Here is a 16,726-nt window from a genome sequence, read left to right as displayed (position 1 = left end):
GTATTCAGCGCCGACCTTATACAGACAGCGTCGTGCCCAACCGACCACCAAACCCGAGGCAATACTGTGAAGCGAACCCTGACACTGACTTGCGCCACCCTAATCGGTGGGTTCGGTGGCCCCCTAACGGGCACCGCACTGGCGGGTAACACCAATTACCTGGCCAGCAGTACCGCCGTATCTGTCGGCCCTATTAGCAACTCCCAACTTGCCTCCTCAGGGCGCTTCAACCCATCGGCTAGCATGGTCAGCACCGAGCGGGCACGTTTTCCAGTCCTGGATTTCACCATAAACCTTCAGCAACGCGGCCTGGGGGAATTCAATACGGTGTTCGAAGACATGGATGATCAGATCAACCAGATCTCCGACACCTTTGATGCGTACGATGCAGGTAATGCCTCAGTCGGTGATGTACTGGGCGAAGTGGATGCACTGGAAGCCTCGCTCGACCGAAATGTGGAATTGCTTGCCGACAACTTCTATATCAAGCCAGGTGCTCTGGTAAATTTGCCGATGACGCCGCTTAACCTCAATCTAGGTACCGCAGGCACCTTTAGCTTCGGCGCCTCTTCGTTAACACAAGCTCGTGGCTCGCTGCTTCATGGTCCCATCGAGTTTGACATCGACCCGCAAACCATCAGTGACACCAGCGATGACGGTGAGGATCTGGATCCCATCGACTACTTGCGCACCACCTCCTCGGTATATTTGAAGCAAGGCCAGGTGTTCAACCTGGACATCGGCTATGCCCAGGCGTTACCCAGCATCCAGTTTCTGGATCAGTTCGGTATTGATGCAACGGCCGGTGTGCGAGTAACGCTCATAGCACACAACCTGCAGAAACACCTGTATCCGTTAAAAGATCTGGCGCGCCAGGCGAGTGACGACGACAGCACTCTAAGCGACGACATAGCCAACGACGTATCCGAGGGTTTTAAAGACTTTAACTTCGATGTTGCCCTCGATGCCGGTGTTACCTTTGAATGGAACAACACCCTGGTTGGCGTCACCGCCTATAACCTCAATGCGCCACTCTTGGAATACAACCGACTGGGTGGCGATTGCGCCAGCATCAGTAACGAGACGGCACAAACCGAGTGCTATCACGCCGAATATTTTGCCTCAATCGGCGACATCGATCTCAACGAAGAACACCGCATGTTTCCGCACCTGACGGTTGATGCCAGCCAGAGCTTTCTGAACAACCGGCTTGCCGTCGCAGGGGCGGTCGACCTGTGGCAAAAATCCGATCTATTTGGTGAAGAAAGCCAAAACGTCAACCTGGCTTTTCTAGCCCAGCCCAGTTCTTGGTATTGGCCGCGCCTGCGCCTGGGCGTTGGTAAAGACCTGCTGGATTTTGAGGCCACACAACTGGGTCTCGGTTTAAGCTTTTTCGATGTTGTTCAATTCGACACTCACATAAACAGCGTGCTTGGCGACCTGTTCAGCAGCAACGCGACCGAGCAGGGCAATGCTCTTCGCAGTGCTTCAGCCGCTTTGTCCCTAAACGTCGCCTTTTAATCTGGCACTGGAGAACGAATATGAAACCAACTTTTCTACTTTTCACCCTGGCTGCCACCGTAACGCTGGCGGCGTGTGATGTTGACCCTCAGGATGGCAACAGTGCCGATAACCGTGAAGGAATGAACGGTCTTGCAGTCGACGGTCGCATTGCAGGCGGCAAAGTCTGGGTCGACGCGAACAACAACAATGCCATCGATGATTTTGAGCCCTATGCCTTTACTGATAGCGACGGCTACTATTCCTACAACCCGTTGACCATCACCAACTATTGCGCGCTGCCGGTTATCTCTGATGAATACCAACGTTTCTGCCTGATCTATGGCAGCAGCGTCGATAGCATGGTCATCCGTATTAAGGGCGGGACCGATCTGTCAACCGGAGAGCGCCTGAAAGGGGTGATGGCTATGTCATCCACCATCTCCTCATCATCTCAGCGGTCGTCAACCCCGCTTGTTCTATCGCCGATCACGACTTTATTGCAGGGCGCCAACTCGAACTCTGATCGGACCAGCATCCGCAGCGCATTAGGTGTTACGTCAGATCTGGATTTGCGACTCGATTTCTCGACCGCCTCAGATGAAAAATCCAGAAGATTCCTCGCCAATTCCATTGCCGTACAAACGATGATGGACGTGCTAACGAGCTCAACTGAGGTGACCGATACGTCGGCCACACAAGTTAGCATCATCAACCAAATCTCAACGCAAGTCGCTCAAAACAACGTTAGACCGACTTCATTGCCCTCTACCAACATTGCTCAAATTGCTAGAACAGTCAGTGCCAACACGGCCACCCAAAACAGCATTGCCAGCCGACTGTCTCAACTGAACGCCGAAATCCAGCGTATAGAAACAGCCGTAAACACGAGCGCTATAAACGCACAACTAAAGGCTTCAGAAGTCGTATCGCAGCTGATCAAGAAAGAAGTCAGAAATACCGATAGGGATGCCGTAAGTCGCGTGCTGGACAGCGGCATCGCCAATCTGTCGACATCGCTGGTGAGCAACCTGAGCAATACCACTGTGGAATTCGACATTGCCTCCATCACCAACTCACTGGTCGATGCCGGCAAGAATGCTGTCACCACCCTGACGCCATCGGAAATGAACGAAGCCGCTGAGGACGCGGCATCAGAAGCGACTCTGGCCACAGGCACCCAGTGGGGCGGAAGCTGGTTTGTGCTGGAGGCAACGGCAGAGGATTCCGATGACCTGGCTGCCGGTAGCTACATCGCCCTGCGACTGGATGGCAATGCCGACTCCACAAGCGGCCGTATCGGCACCTGCGTCAACGTCAGTGCAGCAAACCCTGAAGATGACGATGAGGTGTTCGAAAACGAGTACGTCGGTGGTCGCTGGAGCAAGCTGTCTGATGGTGTCATCCAGTTATCGTTCGACTATGAAGGTCAGGAGTTTGAAGGCCAGATGAAAGCCAAAGCCAAAATCGATGGTGAAGCCCAGAAATTCCGTTTCACGTCGGACGTTGATGGCACCAGTGAATCTGGCGACCTGAGACTGAATGTCAACGGTCAGGCGGCTTTGAGCTCGGTCGCTCGCCCGCAGTCGGCCGAAGACTGTGCTAGCCAGGTAGATAGCGTACTGTAACGCAAACAGGAAGCCCTCATTAAAAGCCGGTCAACTGTTTGACCGGCTTTTTTGCACCAACGATAAATTCGGCTAAGCTGTAAGTAGACTTGCCAACCTTGTGTTCCACTGATGTTCAAGCGAAAGGTCATCCGATGAAAAAAACGCTGATTGCTCTCTCCGTTATTGCTGCCAGTGCCGCCCAGGCAACTCCCTTCACAGGGAATGATGCGAAATCGAACGCCATGGGTAATACCGGGGTAGCGTCGGCATCGTTGTCGAGCGTGCATTCGTTCAACCCCGCCTTGCTGTCGGCACTGGGCCGGGAATCATCCTTCGCGATGACACTGCCTTCATTCCGCTTTTCCATCGACGACTCCGACGGCGTCATCACCTCCGGCAAAGCCTTCACCGATGACGGCGGTACCATTGATCAGTTTGAAACCATTGATGCTGATGCATTCAGCGTTGCGGTTTTTGGGGATACGGATGCTGGCATTGAATCAATGGAAGATGTATTAGTTAACATTACCGCCAATGTCTCTACCTTAAGTACCGTTTCGGCCAATGTAGAAGCAGATATTGACGACGATGGTCAGCTGAATGGCAGTGACGGATCTGGATATGACATAAATGATCTCACTACAGAATCAGAAGCTCTGGTAACTAATACGACTACCTTGGATAACAAAGCAAATACAGCCGACACCGAGGCTAATAATCTTGATCGTGTTGTTCAAAACACTAAAACTGACTTTCAATCATTCGACGAGAAATCATTCAGTTTGGGGCTGGGTGCTGACTTCATTAGTTTGAGTCTTCCTCGTAGTGGTTACAGTTTTGGTTTTAATATTTCCAACAACACAACTATTGGTGCCAAGGTATTTCTGAACAACAACGACTTTAATGAAATTGATTTATTGCTTGAAGACTTGACTGGACTTTCAAGTCAATCGACCGAGCTTAGCGGGTCACTAGTAGAACTATCCAATGCCAACCAGGCAGTAACAAATCATGTCGCGACATTACCTGATCCTAATGACACTGATACTTATCCAGGTGGAAACGCGGATCCAGCGTATATAAGTGACCTTTCTGACTGGGGTGATGAACTTACTGTACTATCGGGTAATCTTACTACTGCTCAAAATGCGGTTGACGCAGAACAAACTGCCCTTATTGATTATGATGGTAACTACTACGCCAACGGTGAAATCGATGCACCCACATTGGATAATTTTGACTCCGAAATGGAAATCATCGGCGCATCGGTCACAGAATTCGGCGTCACCATCGCACGGGATTTCGAATACATGGGCGAGTCGTTCTCGGCCGGTGTTACACCCAAGCTGGTCAGCCTGAACATCTTCGAAAAGCGCTTCACCATTGAAGAAGCTGAAGACGAGTTTGGTGACACAGCCACGCTGATTGAAGAAAACTCAACCAACGTCATTACCGCCAACGTAGACGTCGGTGTCGCCAAGAACTGGCCCGATGTATTAAACGGCCAGGTACGCGGTGGTCTGGTGATCAAAGACCTGATTCCGCAAACCTTTGAAACCACCTCAGGCGCCGATGTCAGCATTGGCCCCAAAATGCGCATCGGCGGTGCCCACATGACCCGCTGGACCACCCTGGCGGCTGACCTGGACATCACCGAAAACCAGCCCCTGAAATACGGCGTGCCGACCCGCTACCTGGGCCTGGGCGCTGAATTCAACGCGTACAACTGGTTCAAGCTACGCGGCGGCTACCGCAATAACCTGAGCGTGGAAGACAGCCATGTCATTTCCGCTGGCTTTGGTTTCACCCCCTGGGGTGTTGGCCTGGATCTGACGGGCTGGTTCAAACCCAAGTCATTTGATGACTGGGATGAGGTGATTCAGGACGCAGGCATGGTTGCTCAGTTCTCGATGGAGTTTTAATCCCTAAACTGAGGATTGGCTGCCAACCAAGTGACAGCCAACGGGTATATCTGTGCGGGGAAGTCCGCAACATGGATGTTGCGGTCTAGGCCCCATGGACGGGTCCACGCCGACCCCGGACAGATATGCCCGGTGGCTGACACGAACTACAGCCACCGAACCCCCTGCAACCACAGCCCACTTTCCACTACACTAGCATCACATTCTCAACGCTTGCCTGACTACCCTTCATGGACATCTACCTCGTTGGTGGTGCCGTTCGCGACACCTTGCTCGGCCTTGCTGTAAAAGATCACGACTGGGTGGTTGTTGGCGCCACGCCCGGGCAACTGGAACAGGAAGGCTACCAGCGCGTTGGGGCCGACTTTCCCGTGTACCTGCACCCCAGCAGCAAAGAGGAATATGCCCTGGCACGCACCGAGCGTAAATCGGGCCATGGTTACACCGGCTTTGAAGTTCAGTTTTCACCCGATGTCACGCTTGAAGACGACCTGCTGCGCCGCGACCTCACCATCAACGCCATGGCGCAGGCAAACGACGGCACCCTAATCGACCCCTACCACGGCAAGGCCGACCTCGACGCCCGCCTGCTGCGCCACGTCTCGCCCGCCTTTCGCGAAGACCCTCTGCGCGTATTGCGCGTCGCGCGCTTTGCTGCCCGGTTCGACCACCTCGGCTTCAGCGTCGCCGGCGACACCCAGGCCCTGATGTGCGACATGGTTCAGGAAGGCGAACTGGGCTACCTGGTACCGGAACGCATCTGGCAGGAAATGAGCCGGGCCCTGATGGAGCCCAACCCCGAAGTCTTCTTCCAGGTATTGCGCGCCTGTGGGGCACTCAAGGTCGTCTTCCCGGCGCTCGACGCCCTGTTCGGCATACCCCAGCCAATGCGCTGGCACCCCGAAGTCGATACCGGCATTCATACCCTCAAAGCCCTGCAGATCGCCGTACAGATGGACGCCCCGCTTGACGTTCGGGTCGCAACGCTCAGTCACGACCTGGGCAAAGCCCTCACCGAACCCACCAACTGGCCCTCGCACCGGGGCCACGAAGACCTGGGGGCCGACCTGATTCGCCAGCACGCCAGCGACTGGCGCTGGCCGAAAAAAGCCGCCGCGCTGGCCGAGCATACCGCGCGCTATCACACCCATTGCCATCGCATTCGGGAACTGCGCCCGGCGACCATCGTCAAAACCCTGAACAAGCTCGGGGCCTTTCGCCAGAGCGACCATTTCCGGCAATTCCTGCAAGCCTGCGAATGTGATGCCCGCGGACGATCCGGTCTGGAACAGCAACCGTACCCTCAGGCAGCATTATTTGAACGCTGTCTGGCGGCTTGTGGGTCGGTATTACCGGCCGATCTGGCCGCACAGGGGTATCAGGGCGCTGAGCTGGGCGAGGCGCTGAACCGGGAACGGGTACGCGCCGTGGCGCAGGAGAAGGCAACGTGGTCCGACTAAGCAGCACCATCACACAGGAATCGGCCGCGGCGCCGGTCGTTTTTCTCACCGGCGCCGCGCGTCGGGTGGGCGCCGAAACCGCCCGGGTATTTCACGCCGCCGGTTTTCGGGTCGTTATCCACTACCGCAGCAGCGAACAGGATGCCATCGCCCTGGTCGATGAGCTCAATCAGGCACGGCCAGAGACCGCCGCCTGCATTCAATCAGCGCTCGACACCCAAACCACCATTCAGGCCGCGGCACATGACGCCATTGCCGTGTTTGGCCAGGTCGATGTGCTGATCAACAACGCCTCCAGCTTCTTCCCCACCCCCTGGGGCGAGATTACCGACGACGCCATTCATGCCCTGATGCACAGCAACCTGCTGCTGCCGATGGCGATGATTCAGGCGCTGGCACCGGAACTGAAACGCTGTGAGGGCACCATCATCAATTTGGTCGACATTCATGCCCTGCGCCCGCTGGCCGATCACCCGGCCTACGGCGCGGCCAAGGCCGGCCTGATCAGCCTGACCAAAAGCGCTGCACTGGATCTGGCACCCCGGGTTCGCGCCAATGCCATCGCGCCCGGGGCCATTTTGCTGCCCGAGCAGGAAGGCGATGAGTATGAAGCAGCGCTGACCGGCAACGTTCCGCTGGCGCGCATGGGCAACCCGACCGACATTGCCGAAGCGGCGCTGTTTCTGGCGACCGCGCCCTATGTTACCGGCCAGATATTGGCGGTCGACGGCGGTCGTACTCTGAAGCAATAGTGTTCATCCGGTCGGCATAGCACCCGGCCAGTTCAGACCAGAGCGGCACAGCCGGCTTGGCAGCCGGCGCATCGCCAATGCCCGCCAGCACGGATTTCAGTACTGCTGTCAGGTCGGCCACATCACGCTGGGCGTCGCTTTCAGAACCGGTATAGAAACGCGCATCAGGCAACACCTCAGGGTAGGCCAGGCGATGTGGCACCACGACCTGAGCACCGGCCTGCGCCAGCTCCAGCATGGACAGCCCCTGAAAATCGTGCAGCGACGTTGAAACGCCCACACCCGCCCGACCAATCCACTGCTGATAGTCACTTTGAGCGGCTTCACCCCAGTGCACAATCGAGTCGCTCAGCGCTTGCCGCTGGCGTTCAAACTCAGCATTCCGGCCACCGCCCGAGCCCAGCATCGCCAGCCTGAAACCAATGCCGGCGTCACGCAGCTGCAGCAACGCCGCCAAAAACCGCTCAGGCTGCTTGTCCCACTCCCAACGGTGATTCCATACGATCAGATCGGCTTCTTTGGGCCGGTCGCGCAGCGCCGAAAACGCCTCGGTCAACGGCACAGGCAAGACATCCGAGCGCTGTTCGATGCGTTCAATCGGGTTGCCCGGCAGCTTTTCCGGAAACCGGCGCAACAGCTTTCGAGCCCCGCTTAAAAAGGTGCGCCGGTTAAACTCGGTATTGAAGCTGAGCCAGTCGGCACAGAGTGCATTCTGAATGCTGAGGAACTGCCAGCCGATCTGGTGATCGGTCGCTTGCGAAGCCGAGCGTGGGTGCGCGAACTGGTTTTCGTGGAAATACAGCCAGGTTGGAATGGCCGCCAGGTGCGGTCGAAAGGCCCGCAACCGGGTCAGGTCGCTCAGGCTGGTGGCAATGATCAGGTCGTAGTCGCATTCGAAATCGGCGTCGTCAGCCAGCGCCCAGAGCAGGCCAGAAGCTTCTACACGCCAGCTGAAATGACGCGCCGGCTGGGTCTTGAGCGTCCAGTCGATGTCCGGAAAGGCCGCCATAAGGCCCTCGCACCAGTACTGATGACTGGCGCTGTGATAGGCACTGAGCAACAGAACCCGCATCAATCGGTATCGGGCTCCGGGCCAGCCCCGCTGTAACCCCAGGGCGGCAGCAGCGTCTGCGGAATACCGGCGCATTTGAGCACCCGGGCGACGATGAAATCGACCATGTCCGCCACGGTGTCGGGTTTGTGGTAAAAGCCCGGACTGGCCGGAACAATGTGGGCACCGGCGCGCTTCAGCGTCAGCATGTTGGCCAGGTGAATTTCGCTGTAGGGCGTTTCGCGCGGTACCAGAATCAGCTTGCCGCCTTCTTTCAACACCACATCGGCGCCACGTTCGATCAGGTTATCGCACTGACCGGTGGCAATGGACGCCAGCGTGCCGGTGGAACAGGGGCAGACAATCATCGTCTCCGGCGCGCCGGAGCCGCTGGCAACCGGGCTCATCCAGTCTTCCCGTCCGGCGATGATCAGCTCGCCACCCGTGCCCAGCCGCTCCCGCAAATAGGACGCCAGCTTCTCGTGCTGGGCTGGCCAGGGCGTGCCGGTTTCCACGGCGGCAACCATTAAAGCGGCCTTGGAGACTAGCAGATGCACCTCATAATCCGCCGCCAGCAACACCTGCAGCAGACGCTCAGCGTAGGGCGTACCCGAGGCACCGGTAATGCCCAGGGTAATGCGCAGACGCGGTGTCTTATTGGTTGTTTCACTCATCGGTATCACCGGCATAACGAATCAGCCCTTCCTGAGCGGTGCTGGCAACCAGATTGCCATCGCGATCGAATATCTGCCCGCGCACATAGCCGCGCGCGCCACTGGCGCTTGGGCTATCGGCTACATAGAGCAACCAGTCGTCGAGCCGGAACGGGCGATGAAACCAGATGGCGTGGTCGAGGCTGGCAATCGTCAGACCCGGCTTCATCAGCGAGATGCCGTGCGGCATCAATGCTGTTTCCAGAAACCCGTAATCGGTGGTGTAGGCGAGCATGGACTGATGCACCAGCGGGTCATCCGGCAGGCTGCCGTTGGCGCGAATCCACATATGGCGCTTGGCGATACCATGGCGAGGTCGGAATGGGTTCTGCGCCTCCACAATGCGGTATTCAATCGGTCGTTCGGCGGTGAACAGATCCCGCACCCGGCCGGGGATCTCATCGGCATGGTCCCGGTAGAGCTTCACTTCCGATTCCAACACCTCGGGGCCCGGTACATTCGGCATCGAATCCTGATGCTCCAGACCCGTCTCCTGGGTCTGAAACGAGGCCGTCATGGCCAGAATGGGTTTGCCAAACTGGCTGGCAATGACCCGGCGCACGCTGAAAGAGCGACCGTCGCGAATAATTTCGACTTCATACTCGATCGGGTGGTTGGTATCACCCGGGCGCAGAAAGTAGGAGTGCAATGAGTGCGGCATGCGGCTGTCGAGCGTCTGAATCGCCGCCGACAAGGCCTGGCCGATCACCTGCCCGCCAAATACCTTGGGGTACCCCAGATCCTGCGATAAGCCGCGGTAGCGCAGCTGGCCTATTGGTTCCAGCTGCAATAATTCGATCAGGCGCTCAACAACAGCGTTTGCCATTTGGCATTCTCCCACCAGTTTATTCTCATGTTCGCGGTTTGCTCACCCAAGGCTAGCGTTGGGTGTCAGGCAACAAAACCGCGCATTGTTCCAAAAATTGCGCTTTAAGTCGCGCCAAAAGACTGTCAATATAAAACTGTTCAAAAAACAACCTTGGTCGAGTGTGATTATTTTGACGCCAACACTGGCAAAACACTGTACGATTTTGAACCAGCGTCACAATTTACACTCAATCGAGGGGTTAGTCGTCGAGTAGGGGTCTTTTACCCTATAGTAACCGTATAACCCCGGATTTCATGTAAACGCCCGCGCTGGCACTAGCCCGGCAGCGCGCTGGTAGCAGACCGACTGCGCATTGAGCGCACCGACATTCGGGTGATACCGCCTTACCGGCGAAGGAGCAGGCTAATGACCACCATGGCACAGCAACCCCAAAACAGCGACCTGGAATGGAGCCTGGACTCCATCCAGAGCCGCAATCAGGCGGTTGATTTTGTGCGCTGCTTTGAAAGCCGCCTGTGCGTCTATTCGCCCTCGGTCGAGCAATTCTATACCAACTACAGCCTGTATTTTCCCAGCACCGAAAACAGCAAGATGGTCGTGCTGCCCAACCCTTATGCCTTTCACGACACCTTCCATGGCGTTGCGCCGGAGGCTGTTCGCGATACCGGCTTTCATATCGTCCCGGGCGAGCTGATCGGAAAAACCGGCTTTTACGTCATCGTCAAGTACAAAAGCCGGGATGTAAAACCCGTACCCATACCCTTCAAGCAAGCTCTGAAAAAGATGATTCGCACCCGCCACTCTGAAGACCCTTTCCTGCCCATGTTGGTGAAAGGTGACCTTCGAGAGTTCAATGCCAATATGCCCTGCCTGCACCTGCACAGGGTCAAACTCGCCAACCTGACGCGTCGATCAGAGTTTGAGAAAACCAGCATCCGCAATGCCATTGTCGACAAGATGACAGAGCTGTACCGGGACGCAGATTCTCTGGTTTAAGCCATTACTCTCCTAAACGTCAGACTGATCCGATCCTCCGCTTTTGCGCGAGCTGGCAAGCTGTGCTGCCAATGGTGCTGCATGGCTCCGGACATTACCAGCAGATCCCCCGGGTTCAACGTTACCGTGAGCGTCTCCCGGTGGTTATCGTTGCGGCGCAGGCGGAAGTCGCGGGCGTCACCGAAGGATAGCGTAGCGACCGTTGGGTTACTGCCCAGCTCTGCTTCGTTATCGGCGTGCCAGCCCATCCGATCGGCGCCGTTGCGATACCAGTTGGCCAGTGCAAAATTGAAATCACTGTTTGCCTGCTGGCCAACGGCGTTAAGCAGCGGCTGCCAATGGGCGGGCCAGCCATTCATTATGCGGGTTTGGCCGCTGTAGCCGTAGCGAACACCCACGTCGCCCAGCCAGGCTTCCAACCTTGGAATGGGGTGTTCCTGGCCATAAACCCGCACCCGGCTCTGCTCCCAGGGCAAATTCTCGACACAATCCTGCATCCAGGCCTCGGCGTTTGGCCACCAGTTCCGGTACACTTGCAGGCATCCCGATTGATCATCCAGTAAGGTTTCGCAGGTTCTCATGTCTACATCCGCAGAAAGTGCCCAACAGTGGCTTTCCGAAAAACAGCCCTCGCTGGACGAAGTACAGCAGGTTGTTGCGCGCCTTGAACAACGCATCAGCCAGCATCAGGGCGATGAAGACGCGATACAAGGCTCGGTCGATGCCCTGATTCTGCTACAGGACCACATTGAATCGGAAAAGGCCCCCGCCGACCAGACCCCTTCCCCAACCGACGCCCAACTCGACAGCAGCCAGCTGATTCCCGAGGCCGACCCGGTGCAACTCGAAGATGACGTCAAGCGCCGCGCCTTCGACGCGCTGAAAGACCAATTCAAAGACTTATAAATTCATCTCACACTGGCCGGAAAACCGTCTAGGCTAACGATAAGTACGTTCGGCTCAACTAGCGGTTTAGGCACACTGCTGAGTGCTGGCGGCCGGGTAGACCTATCCGGGGAAGTCCGCAACATGGATGTTGCGGTCTAGGCTCCATGGACGGATATACGCCGACCCCGGATAGGTTTACCCGGCTGCCAGCACGGGTTCCAACCACATCAACAGACCCAAACTCCGTCTTTTTGAGCAAGCAAAGTAACCCGTGATTACTGCCTTGGCTGACAATCAGCCGGGCGAGGGCCCAACCTGTGTCACAGCGGTTTTACATTCCCTTGCAATGGATGATCAGTGCTGCCATTACACTGAGCTTGCTTGTGCTTAGCCTTGCCCTGGTCACCCTCAGTTACCAGAGTACCCGCGAAACCCTGCTTTCCGCCACGGTGTCTGCAGCCGAAAGTGCCTCTGAGCTTCTGGATGGCCAGATCGACCAGTTGATTGAACCGGTCGCGAGCATCGTAGCCCAGTTGCAATATGACCCGCTGGTCTCAGCCGTGCGCTTTGAAGAGCGCCTGAAGCGGGTGCCGGCCCTGGCTCAGGTGCTGGCGTCAAACGATGTGATCAGCGCGGTGTATGTAGGCTATCCGGATGGTGACTTCCTGCTGCTCCGGCCCATCAACAACGAGCGCGCCCGCCGCTTGCTGGAAGCACCGGACGACGCCCGCTATCTGCTGCAAAGTGTTGAGCGCCGCAATGGCGAAACCCTGGGCCGCTGGGCCTGGTACGACGAGAACGTGCGCCTCAAAAGCATCGTCATTCGGCCCGACTACACCTTCGACCCGCGCAACCGACCCTGGTTTATCGACGCAGAAGCCAACAACGGGCGTATTCTGACCAACCCCTACGTGTTTTATACCACCGGCGAAATCGGCATCAGCCTGGCCAGCCAGTCGGCTACGGGTGCCATTCTCGCGGTGGATGCCTCCGTTGAAGACCTGTCCATGCAAGTCGATACGTTGTCTCCGGTTCCGGGTACCCAGCTTGCTCTGGTCAGCGAAGGCAACAAGGTGATTGGCTATCAACATATCGAACAGATGGTTCTGCCAGACATAAACGACAGCCTGCGCCTGGCCTTGCTGTCGGAGCTGGACCTGCCCGCCCTGAATGAAGTGGCAAACAGCACTCAGCCAGCCGGCACTCTGTTTCCCGTCACCATGGGCGACGAACCGGGGTTTGGGCTCTGGTCGCCGCTTTCGACCTTTGCCAATGAAAATCTGCGCGTGTTAATGGCCGTTCCGGAAGCCTCGTTGCTGGCCGATGCCAAAGCCCTGCTGCGCAAGCAGGTCGGACTGTCGTTATTGCTGGTCATCGCCTTCCTGCCCATTGGCTGGTGGCTTGGCAGCCGCATTGGCAAACCCCTGCATGAACTGGCCGACCAGGTTGAGGCCATTGGTCGCTTCGAATTCGATGCTGAAATACAGGGCGTGCATTCCAACATCCGGGAAGTGCATGACCTGGGGCTGCACACCGAACGCATGGCGGGGATGATCACCAACTTCAGTCGCATCAGCCAGACACTGAACCGCTCGACCGATCTGGACAATATGATCAGCGAAGTGCTGCACGAACTGGCCTCCGCCGTCGGCGCGACTGACGCCGTGGTGTACCTGAGCAACACCGAACAGACTCGGCTGATTCGCGCCGGCCATGTAGGGCCCACCCGGGTACCCGTCACGCTGACGCTGGGCGAAGACCCGGTGGCGGCGGTCACTGAAACCCTGGCACGCGAAGACCAGCGACTCACCACGACCAAGCTGGTTAACCGGAGCAACCACCCCATCGGTGTACTGGCGATAAACCGGCCTGAACAGACGATCATCAGTGATGTTGAATTCGAACGTTTCATGGAACGCATGGCCGGCTCGGTAGCCATTGCCATTGAAACCCGGCGCTTGTTCAAAGAACAGAAAGCCCTGTTCGACGGCATCATCCGCTTGCTGGCCGACGCCATCGATACCAAATCACCCTATACCGGTGGCCATTGTGACCGGGTGCCACAAGTCGCCAGCATTCTGCTCAACAAGGTGGAAGCGCAAACCGAAGGCCCCTTTGCAGACTTCTCGCTGACCGCAGAAGAACGTTACGAATTCACCATCGCCGCCTGGTTGCACGACTGCGGCAAGATCACCACGCCCGAATACATTGTCGATAAAGCCACCAAGCTGGAGACCCTGTATAATCGGCTGCACGAAATTCGCATGCGCTTTGAAGTGCTGCACCGCGATGCGGAAATCGATTACCTGGCCGACCTGAACAAGGGCGGCGACCCAGAGTTGCTGGTGCAAAAACGCGACCGCCAGCAAGCGCAATTGCAGCATGACTTTGCCTTTATTGCCCGCTTGAACCTGGGCAGCGAGGCCCGGGTAAGTGACGACGACATCGAACGCATGAACCGGATTGGCGACCAGACCTGGTGGCGACATTTTAGCGACCGCATCGGCATCTCCTTCGACGAAGCCGAACGTCTGGCCCGTGAACCCGAACCACCGCTACCCTGCCTGGAACTGCTGCTGGCCAACAAGCGCGAGCATCGTGAACCCTGGGGCAGAAACCAGCCGCCGGTGGAACCCCACCACCCCAACAACCGCTGGGGGTTCGATATGCTGCTGCCGGAGTACTCGGCGAATCAGGGCGAACGCTATAACCTGTCGATCCGGCGCGGCACCCTCAACGACGAAGAACGCTTCAAGATCAATAACCACATCGTTGAAACCTACCGGATGCTGACCACCCTGCCCTGGCCACGGCATCTGGCCCGGGTGCCGGACATCGCTGCCAATCACCACGAACGCATGGATGGCACCGGTTACCCGCGCAAACTGGATGGCAACGCCATGTCTGTCTCTGAGCGCATCATGGCCATTGCCGATGTGTTTGAAGCGCTGACCGCCGCCGACCGGCCCTACAAACCAGCGAAGACTCTGTCGGAATCGCTCAGCATCATGGTATCGATGGCCCTGAATGGACACTGTGACCGGGACTTGCTGAAGGTCTTTATCGAAACCAGTGCTTATCGCACCTACGCCGTTGGCTTTCTAAAACCCGAGCAACTGGATGACGTGGATGAAACTACCCTGGTGCGACAGCTCGAAACCGGTTAACCCGCTGCCATACCAAGCCCTTTCTGTGCCTGCTAGAATGGCGCCACAGTAACAGCCACTCAAGCAGGCACTCAGCATGGCAAAATCCCTGGCAGACCAATTGATGAAAGCGGGTCTGGTCGACAAGAACGCGGCTAAAAAAGCCGAGCGGGACAAACGCAAACAAAGCAAACACCAGCACAAGGGCCCGACCGAGGCCGACCTGGAAAAACAGGCACGGCTGCAACGCGAGCGCGATGAAAAAGCCGAGCGTGATCGCGAACTGAACCGTCAGCGGCAAGAGGCCGAACAGGCCAAGGCCATGAAAGCCCAGGCGGCTCAGATGCTGGCGCAAAATGCGCTGAGCGTCGACGGCGACATTCGCTTCAGCTTTACCGATGCACGCATCAACAAGATCAAACAGCTCTATGTCAGCCAGGAAATTCAGGACCAGTTGGCGAAAGGCCGGGTGGCCATTTGCTCGGTCGATGAGCGCTATGTAGTCGTCGCCAAAGCCGTCGCTGAAAAAATCGCGCAGCGTTTTGCCGAAGCCGTGATATTTTTGGCCGAGCCCGATGCAAACCAGCCGGATGAAGACGACCCCTATGCCGACTTTGTGGTCCCCGACGATTTGATGTGGTAACAACCGCTCTACCAGGAACCCGACCCCCATGGCACACTTTGACGACTTTATCGATCTGCTGAAAGTACTGATCCGCGAACCCAGCGTGGTCGGGGCCGAGCATTCCTTCTTCCGGGTTCTGCAACGGGAACTGGAAGAGCGCGGTGCCAACGTCACCTGGTACGAGGGCCTGTTGGTCGCCCAGGGCAACCAGCCCGACACCACCTACTTCTCGGCTCACATCGACCGACATGGCCTGGTCTGCACCGGCCCGAATGAATTCCAGTACGCGGCGTTCGTGGCTGGCAGCCGGTCAGATTTGCTGGGCAATTCGGTTTCCGAAGAGCTGATGCGCAAGATCGTCGACCGCTTCCCCAAAACCCCGCTGATGGCCTATGAACCCTGGTCCGGCGCTTACCGGGGCGCCGGTACCATTGTCGACAGCTACATCTGCGAGCACCGCAATAACCTGATCTTCAACGTCGAGGGGCTCGACCACCTGGTCGCCGGCACACCCGTGGCCTTTCAGGACCGGCTGCTGCATCAGGACGGCCTGCTCAGCGGCCAGTTGGACAACGTGCTCACCGCCGCCTGCCTGGTGCATCTGTTCGCACTCGGCTACCAAGGCACGGCGTTCTTTACCGCACAGGAAGAGGCCGGGCGCAGCTGGCGTTACTTGCTGGAATGGTTTCGCCGCTTCGGCGGTTCAACGAATCAGTTGGTCGTGGTCGACACCAGCCCCTACCCGGACAGAGCCAGCGCCGACATTCAGGATGTGGTGTTGCGCCATCGCGACGCCAACGCCGAGTTCAACCGCGACACCACCGAAAGCCTGGAAGCCCTGTGCAACAGCGAGGGCATCCGCTACAGCTTCAAAGACGACTACATCGCCCAGCGCAATGCAGAGCTGGAAGCCAGCGGCCAGAAACCCCAGTCACTCGGCAGCACCGAACTCGGCCGCATCACCGCTGCCTCCAACGGCCTGGTCCATGGCACCACCCTGCAAATCCCAACCACTGGCTACCACACCATGCAGGAAACCGCACAAGTGGCTGCGGTGCAGTCGTTTTTGAGGTTGCTTCAGGGGATCGGCCACTGCGTGGCCTGACAGGCCCGTTGTTTTTGGTTGGTTGCTTGTGGGCCGGGCCTGGCAATCGGGTAGGCTTATCCGGGGTCGGCGTGGACCCCTCCATGGGGCCTAGACCACAGCATCCATGCTGTGGACTCCCCCGGATAA

At 57.4% G+C, this 16,726-nt stretch carries 14 protein-coding genes; 10 read left to right on the top strand and 4 right to left on the bottom strand.

All coding sequences use genetic code 11. From position 1 onward, the window contains the following. Nucleotides 1–66: 66 nt before the first annotated feature. From traF (EP166_RS18975) to EP166_RS18955, 5 genes are all read left to right on the top strand, one after another. Nucleotides 67–1,521, top strand: a complete 1,455-nt coding sequence (gene traF, locus EP166_RS18975; protein WP_127560016.1) for a conjugal transfer protein TraF — start codon at nucleotides 67–69, stop codon at nucleotides 1,519–1,521. A 20-nt stretch (nucleotides 1,522–1,541) separates the two neighbouring features. Then, on the top strand, nucleotides 1,542–3,128 hold the full coding sequence (locus tag EP166_RS18970; RefSeq protein ID WP_127560014.1) for a hypothetical protein: 1,587 nt from the start codon (nucleotides 1,542–1,544) through the stop codon (nucleotides 3,126–3,128). 134 nt (nucleotides 3,129–3,262) lie between these two features. Then, entirely contained in the window at nucleotides 3,263–5,032 is a 1,770-nt protein-coding gene (traF, locus tag EP166_RS18965; protein ID WP_127560012.1) for a conjugal transfer protein TraF, read from the top strand. 230 nt (nucleotides 5,033–5,262) lie between these two features. Further along, nucleotides 5,263–6,492, top strand: coding sequence for a multifunctional CCA addition/repair protein (locus tag EP166_RS18960; RefSeq protein WP_127560010.1), 1,230 nt, complete (start codon nucleotides 5,263–5,265; stop codon nucleotides 6,490–6,492). Next, nucleotides 6,480–7,244 carry a pteridine reductase gene (locus EP166_RS18955; RefSeq protein WP_246026347.1) on the top strand — a complete coding sequence of 255 codons (765 nt, stop codon included), beginning with the start codon at nucleotides 6,480–6,482 and terminating at the stop codon, nucleotides 7,242–7,244. Before EP166_RS18960 ends, EP166_RS18955 begins: the two co-directional genes overlap by 13 nt. On the opposite strand, the gene EP166_RS18950 is transcribed toward EP166_RS18955, so the two are convergent. Genes EP166_RS18950 through EP166_RS18940 form a run of 3 tightly spaced genes read right to left on the bottom strand, consistent with a single transcriptional unit; the run spans nucleotide 7,195 to nucleotide 9,834 of the window. Then, nucleotides 7,195–8,391 (bottom strand): tRNA-queuosine alpha-mannosyltransferase domain-containing protein, encoded by a 1,197-nt coding sequence (locus tag EP166_RS18950; RefSeq protein ID WP_127560008.1) that lies wholly within the window; start codon nucleotides 8,389–8,391, stop codon nucleotides 7,195–7,197. The genes EP166_RS18955 and EP166_RS18950 overlap by 50 nt on opposite strands. Then, nucleotides 8,316–8,969, bottom strand: a complete 654-nt coding sequence (locus EP166_RS18945) for a flavin prenyltransferase UbiX (RefSeq protein ID WP_127560006.1) — start codon at nucleotides 8,967–8,969, stop codon at nucleotides 8,316–8,318. The genes EP166_RS18950 and EP166_RS18945 overlap by 76 nt, the downstream gene beginning before the upstream one ends. Then, nucleotides 8,962–9,834, bottom strand: a complete 873-nt coding sequence (locus tag EP166_RS18940; RefSeq protein WP_127560004.1) for an acyl-CoA thioesterase — start codon at nucleotides 9,832–9,834, stop codon at nucleotides 8,962–8,964. The genes EP166_RS18945 and EP166_RS18940 overlap by 8 nt, the downstream gene beginning before the upstream one ends. A gap of 408 nt (nucleotides 9,835–10,242) precedes the next feature. On the opposite strand from EP166_RS18940, the gene EP166_RS18935 reads away from it, so the two are divergent. Further along, nucleotides 10,243–10,833 (top strand): hypothetical protein, encoded by a 591-nt coding sequence (locus EP166_RS18935; RefSeq protein ID WP_127560002.1) that lies wholly within the window; start codon nucleotides 10,243–10,245, stop codon nucleotides 10,831–10,833. Here the strand turns inward: EP166_RS18935 and EP166_RS18930 are convergent. Next, nucleotides 10,830–11,414 carry an alpha-ketoglutarate-dependent dioxygenase AlkB family protein gene (locus tag EP166_RS18930; protein WP_164744015.1) on the bottom strand — a complete coding sequence of 195 codons (585 nt, stop codon included), beginning with the start codon at nucleotides 11,412–11,414 and terminating at the stop codon, nucleotides 10,830–10,832. The genes EP166_RS18935 and EP166_RS18930 overlap by 4 nt on opposite strands. Here EP166_RS18930 and EP166_RS18925 point away from each other — a divergent pair. The 4 genes from EP166_RS18925 (at nucleotide 11,413) to EP166_RS18910 (ending at nucleotide 16,597) form a co-directional block, all read left to right on the top strand. Next, nucleotides 11,413–11,739, top strand: coding sequence for a hypothetical protein (locus EP166_RS18925; RefSeq protein ID WP_127559998.1), 327 nt, complete (start codon nucleotides 11,413–11,415; stop codon nucleotides 11,737–11,739). The two genes, EP166_RS18930 and EP166_RS18925, sit on opposite strands and share 2 nt — an antisense overlap. Nucleotides 11,740–12,038: 299 nt before the next feature. Continuing rightward, the gene (locus EP166_RS18920; RefSeq protein WP_220432637.1) at nucleotides 12,039–14,888 is read left to right on the top strand and encodes an HD domain-containing phosphohydrolase; all 2,850 of its coding nucleotides are present in this window, start codon (nucleotides 12,039–12,041) and stop codon (nucleotides 14,886–14,888) included. A 76-nt stretch (nucleotides 14,889–14,964) separates the two neighbouring features. Next, a complete protein-coding gene (locus EP166_RS18915; protein WP_127559996.1) occupies nucleotides 14,965–15,510 on the top strand; it encodes a DUF2058 domain-containing protein in 546 nt (181 codons plus the stop codon). Nucleotides 15,511–15,538: 28 nt separating this feature from the next. Next, on the top strand, nucleotides 15,539–16,597 hold the full coding sequence (locus tag EP166_RS18910; protein ID WP_127559995.1) for a peptidase M42: 1,059 nt from the start codon (nucleotides 15,539–15,541) through the stop codon (nucleotides 16,595–16,597). The last annotated feature ends 129 nt before the right edge of the window (nucleotides 16,598–16,726 follow it).

Origin of the sequence: Saccharospirillum alexandrii (genome assembly GCF_004000275.1) — a bacterium.
In the GTDB taxonomy this organism is placed as follows: Bacteria; Pseudomonadota; Gammaproteobacteria; order Pseudomonadales; family Natronospirillaceae; genus Saccharospirillum; species Saccharospirillum alexandrii.
Note: the sequence above shows the minus strand (reverse complement) of the source record. Positions and strands in the feature narration are given on the sequence as shown.